This is a genomic window from Aphanizomenon sp. UHCC 0183, assembly GCF_009712065.1.
Lineage (GTDB): Bacteria > Cyanobacteriota > Cyanobacteriia > Cyanobacteriales > Nostocaceae > Dolichospermum > Dolichospermum heterosporum.
The window spans coordinates 1-5198 of record NZ_VILC01000152.1; the positions used below are offsets into that span (position 1 = coordinate 1).

Annotated in this window: 5 protein-coding genes; 3 read left to right on the forward strand and 2 right to left on the reverse strand. The window is 38.6% G+C overall.

Annotated features, from left to right (window positions below; translation table 11 throughout):
* The first annotated feature begins 163 nt into the window (after positions 1 to 163).
* The 3 genes from FJR37_RS25370 to FJR37_RS25380 all read left to right on the forward strand — a co-directional run bounded on the left by FJR37_RS25370 (position 164) and on the right by FJR37_RS25380 (position 3166).
* A complete protein-coding gene (locus FJR37_RS25370; RefSeq protein WP_168467449.1) occupies positions 164 to 838 on the forward strand; it encodes a pentapeptide repeat-containing protein in 675 nt (224 codons plus the stop codon).
* A 552-nt stretch (positions 839 to 1390) separates the two neighbouring features.
* Positions 1391 to 2215 carry an SDR family oxidoreductase gene (locus FJR37_RS25375; protein ID WP_039204935.1) on the forward strand — a complete coding sequence of 275 codons (825 nt, stop codon included), beginning with the start codon at positions 1391 to 1393 and terminating at the stop codon, positions 2213 to 2215.
* Positions 2216 to 2236: 21 nt separating this feature from the next.
* Positions 2237 to 3166, forward strand: coding sequence for an alpha/beta fold hydrolase (locus tag FJR37_RS25380; RefSeq protein ID WP_152608984.1), 930 nt, complete (start codon positions 2237 to 2239; stop codon positions 3164 to 3166).
* 7 nt (positions 3167 to 3173) lie between these two features.
* Here FJR37_RS25380 and FJR37_RS25385 read toward each other — a convergent pair whose 3' ends face one another.
* Together FJR37_RS25385 and FJR37_RS25390 are read right to left on the reverse strand one after the other, a co-directional pair.
* Positions 3174 to 4064 carry a bestrophin family protein gene (locus FJR37_RS25385; RefSeq protein ID WP_168467450.1) on the reverse strand — a complete coding sequence of 297 codons (891 nt, stop codon included), beginning with the start codon at positions 4062 to 4064 and terminating at the stop codon, positions 3174 to 3176.
* Between the two features lie 162 nt (positions 4065 to 4226).
* Positions 4227 to 5108: an MBL fold metallo-hydrolase gene (locus FJR37_RS25390; protein WP_168467451.1), complete on the reverse strand. Its 882-nt coding sequence runs from the start codon at positions 5106 to 5108 to the stop codon at positions 4227 to 4229.
* Positions 5109 to 5198 lie beyond the last annotated feature (90 nt).

A 5198-nucleotide genomic window follows, 5' to 3' on the forward strand; every position in this document is an offset into this window, starting at 1 on the left:
TTTGGCAGATTTGTAACAAATTAACCATTACATTTTAGCCTAAAATTTTGCTAACAAAAACAAGCCTCTTTAACTACCACTCGATGGTGGAGAAGATAGAAAACACTAAATGAACAAATACTCAACATTTGTTAAATTATTAATTAATATTCACTAATACACCATGACGAGCAGCGAACTGGAGCGATACTACAGAATCTTAGAATTAGAGCCAGGGGCTACACTCGAACAAATAAACCAGGCTTATAAAGATTTAGTGTTTGTTTGGCATCCAGACCGTCTCCCCAAAGACAATCCGCGCTTACAACACAAAGCCCAGGAAAAGCTGAAATTATTTAATGAAGCTCGTGATAAACTGCGATCTTTACGGGATAACCAGCCCACCCGCGCTTATTCTCCAGCGCCTCAAGCCAATAAACCATCATCTACATACTCCTATCCACCACACACAACTTATCAACAACCACAGCCAAATTCAGATTTAAGCGGTAAAGATTTTAGTCGTGCTAATTTGAGTAACCGGGATTTATCAGGCAGAAATTTGAGCTATGCTAATCTAAGCGGGTCTAATCTTAGTGATACCTTTATGCACAAGGTGATTCTCAGAGGTGCGGATTTGTCAGAAGCTAATTTATTTAGGGCTAACTTACTCTTAGCAGACTTAAGAGATGCCAATTTACGCTCGGCTAATTTGATTGGTGCGGATCTTAGCGGTGCTGATTTGCGGGGCGCTGATTTGACAGGAGCGAGAATTCGTTCAGGCGATCGCCTGCTGGTAAAATTGATTGGAGCTAAATTAGCTGGAGCCATCATGCCTGATGGTATAATTCATACCTGAAAACAATCCCAAGAGGCAAGGGGCAAGAGGCAAGGGGCAAGAGGCAAGGGGCAAGAGACAAGAGGCAAGAGGTAAGAGGTAAGAGGTAATAGGCAAGAGGCAAGAGGCAAGAGGCAAGAGGCAAGAGGTAAGGGCTTGCTGATAGCGTAGCGTGGCGTTAGCCATACTCCTGAATGGGCGCAGGCCCTGCGCCCCTACCTCCTGATAGCGCAGCGTGGCGTTAGCCATACTCCTGACCTCACAGACAACTTTTTCAGCAAACCCTACTTAGTTATAGCCATTAAAATTAATAATATAGCCATAATCCATAATATGTGAGAGAATCTACTTCCTGCTCTTTGACTCCCGAAGTCAAGTTTACAGACAAAATAGGAATGCTGTATTCACAAAATTTAATGATCAATGTGGCTTCCTTCTCAGGTTATATATTTGAATAGGCAGAAAATTTTAAGTAAAACTAATACTTATTAGTCAAAAACTTCTGGATTCCTGTACTATTGACGATTGACTGGTAATTGTTAAAAATAATTTATTTTAGTTCTATTAATGATCATGAACATTGCAATTATTGGCTGTGGTTATGTAGGTTGTGCAGTTAGCAAATATTGGCAGTCAAACAGTAATTTTATGCTGACCGCAACTACCACTAGCCCAGAACGTATCCCTACTTTAGAAACAGTAGCACAAAGAGTTATTGTCACATCAGGTAATAATCTAGAAAGTTTGAAAGCCGTATTAAAAAATCAAGAAATTGTTTTATTAAGTGTCGGGGCAAAAAATGCAGATTCTTATGAAGAAACTTATGTAGATACTGCGAAAAATCTAGTTTCTCTCTTACCCCAATTTCCTCATATTCACCAAGTCATCTATACAGGTAGTTATTCAATTTATGGAGACAGAAATGGTATCTGGGTAGACGAAGAAAGCCCGCCAGCACCAGCTAATCGCAATTCTCAACTCCTCAGAAAAACAGAAGATATATTATTATCAGCAAACAATGAAAACACCCGCATTTGTATTTTACGGTTAGGCGGTATTTATGGACCGGGTAGAGAACTGGAAAAAATCTTTGGTAGAGCCACAGGAACAACTCGTCCCGGAAATGGAGAAGATATCACCAATTGGATTCATCTTGATGATATTGTTAACACCATAGAATTTGCTCGTGAGCATCGCTTACAAGGCATTTATAATCTTGTAGATGATAGTCATCTGACAAATAAAGAATTACTTGATAATGTGATGACAAAAAACAATTTACCTAAAGTTATTTGGGATGCAGATAATAAAAACATCCGCCCATATAATGCCTGGGTATCCAATCAAAAGCTTAAAGATGCTGGATATCAATTCATTCACCCGCAAATAATTTTTTAGCCCCCATTCCCAATTATCATCATGTCATCAGCTACAATCAACAACGGAACAGCATTGCCAACCCAGTATTATTCTTGGCAAAACTATCGCTGTGCTTATGAAATTCATCAACCTCTCAATTCACCAGCAACGGGCATTCCTTTACTTTTAATTCATCCTATCGGTGTAGGTTTATCACGGCAATTTTGGCAACGATTTTGCCGAGAATGGTATGATAAAAATCACCAAAATTATATCTACAATCCCGACTTATTGGGATGTGGTGAAAGTGATATGCCAGCCTTAGCACACACACCAATTAACTGGGCAAAACAGCTACAATACTTTTTGCAAACTGTAATTAAACAACCCGTTATTATCGTAGTTCAAGGGGCTTTATTACCGGTTGCCATTGAATTAGTGAAACTAGAAAAAGACCTAATTGCCGGTTTAGTATTATCTGATCCTACCTCTCGTCCAGTTATTACTAAAAATGCCCCCAAATGGCAACAGAACTTACTTTGGAGTATTTTTACATCTCCCATAGGTAATGCGTTTTTCCGCTATGCCCGTACCCGCAAATTTTTACATTCTTTCTCATCTGAAAAATTATTTGCTCTCAGTGAAAACGTTGATGATGAATGGTTAAACACTCTCATGGCAGATGCTAAAAATATGAATGGGCGCTATGCGGTATTTGCTTTTTTAGCCAGATTTTGGCAAAGGGATTATGGTCATGATATTGCTTCAATTCCTCACCGCACATTATTAGTTGTGGGAGAAAAAGCTCGCGGCATTAGTAAAGAAAGTAAACCAGAAACTCCCGATGAAAGATTAGCATATTATTTGAATTGTTTACCTCAAGGTCAGGGAGTCAAAATCATTGGCAAGAATGTTATGCCCTATGAATATACTCAAGCATTTGTTGAGGTAGTATCACCATTTATAGCTTCTATTTCCAGTTCCATTTAAAATTTCATTATTTATGCACAGTAGGAGTTAAGCTGATTAAATCATCAATATTTCGTTTCATAGTCGTGCAAATTGCGTCTAAAGGTAAATCATTTTCGTCATAACCAAAGGGATTTTCAATTTCTAACCCAATGGCTTCAATACCTAACAACGTAAAGCTAACCAAAGCAGAAATTAACCCAGTCCACCAGTCAAGACTCTGGACGATTTGAAATGGCAATAGGAAGCAATACAGCAATAATAATTGTTTGAGGTGAATAGCATAAGCCAGCGGCATTGGTGTTCTTAAAATTCGTTCACAAGAACCTAAATTATCTACCAATATATTTAATAGTTCTTGCATAGATGTCAGTTGATAACTATTAATGCAATTACGATGATATTGCTGTTGTAAATAATCGCTAATCCAAAAGGCAATCTCTAAAGGCGGATTATTGATAATCTTCAGAGTGATGTATTTAGAATCTGGCATTAATGCTTCTAAATCACTATTTATAGGTTCACTTCGTAAATGTAGTTTTGTCGCTATGCCAAAAGCCACAAGTAAGTTTAAAGCCTCAATTTTATGATCTTTATCTTCTGGTTCTTTCTCATCAATAGATACCCAAATTTGTCGAGCTAAATTACGGATAGTATTGACTATTGCCCCCCAGCATTTTCTCCCTTCCCAAAAACGTTCATAGGCTGTATTAGTACGAAATACTAATAACAAACCCAAAACGATGCTGGGAATAACAGTCCCTAAAATTGGTTGGGAAACGGGAATTTTCAGATGATAAAGTATGGAAATTAAAACTCCAAAAGCACCACACAAAAGCACCCGTTTGTAAATCGCCGCAATGACTGATCCTTTTATTTGTAAAGCACTTTCAAACCATGACAGTCTTTTCTCTAACATATAGTAAGTAGGTGGGCGTTAAAAATTGTCGTTGGGGCAAGGGAACAGGGAACAGGGAACAGGGAACAGAAAAATCAATTGTGTAATTAATTCTGTCCCATTACTTAGGTGCATTTTTCTTTGTCGGATTTGGAAAATTGAGGATATCCCCTACCTTTAGAATCAGACAATCCAGCCGTTTTGAGGATAAAATTCTTTGTTAACTGGGATAACTAGTCCTTCCTTCGCCATAATTGCACCGGGAAAACTCGCACAAGCATCTTCACCGACACGATCTAAATAATCATCATTGTGGTCTGGATCATGATGGTAAATTACTAAGGTTTTCACATTAGCAGCTTTAGCAACTTTTATAGCTTCTTGCCAAGTGGAATGTCCCCAACCAATTTTGGGGGATTTGGGGTCACTGTATTCTTCATCAGAATAGGTAGAATCATAAATGAGTACGTCAGCATTGCGAGCTAACCACAAGACATTTTCATCTAAATGATCAGGATAATGTTCAGTATCCGTGATATAGACAGCAGCACTACCTCGCCAATTAACTCGATATCCTACTGCTTTACCGGGATGATTTAAATCAGCGGTTTCTATAATAATGTCATCAATATTGATGGGCTGTCCGATCTGCACATTGTGAAAAGTCAAATTAGACTGCATAACCTGTAATGGTACAGGGAAGTTAGGATGCAGCATTTGGTCATTTAACTGCTGTTCTATAGTAGAACCATCTGGGGCGATCGCTCCATAAATATCAAATTTATTACCACTAATAAAAGCTGGGGTAAAAAAGGGAAATCCTTGAATATGATCCCAGTGGGAATGGGTAAAAAATAAATGCCCCTCTACTGGCATTTGGGACAATAAGGATTTACCTAAAATGTGCAATCCTGTCCCCGCATCAAAAATTAGTCGTTTACCGCCCACCTGCATGGAGACACAAGGAGTATTACCTCCGTAGCGGACTGTATCTAGCCCTGGACTGGGGATGCTGCCCCTAACGCCCCAAAACTGCACATTAAATTGGTTTTCTATCCTAGACATGGGTATTGTTGGCTGGCTAGACTGAGCAAAGGAATCATGAAAACACAGGACTTCTTATTTATTTAAGTGTATGCTATTTTACAAGTTTTA

Excerpts from the sequence above, each read along its gene's own strand:
- FJR37_RS25370 (WP_168467449.1), top strand. The coding sequence starts at position 164 with ATGACGAGCAGCGAACTGGAGCGATACTACAGAATCTTAGAATTAGAG.
- FJR37_RS25375 (WP_039204935.1), top strand. The coding sequence starts at position 1,391 with ATGAACATTGCAATTATTGGCTGTGGTTATGTAGGTTGTGCAGTTAGC.
- FJR37_RS25380 (WP_152608984.1), top strand. The coding sequence starts at position 2,237 with ATGTCATCAGCTACAATCAACAACGGAACAGCATTGCCAACCCAGTAT.
- FJR37_RS25385 (WP_168467450.1), bottom strand. The coding sequence starts at position 4,064 with ATGTTAGAGAAAAGACTGTCATGGTTTGAAAGTGCTTTACAAATAAAA.
- FJR37_RS25390 (WP_168467451.1), bottom strand. The coding sequence starts at position 5,108 with ATGTCTAGGATAGAAAACCAATTTAATGTGCAGTTTTGGGGCGTTAGG.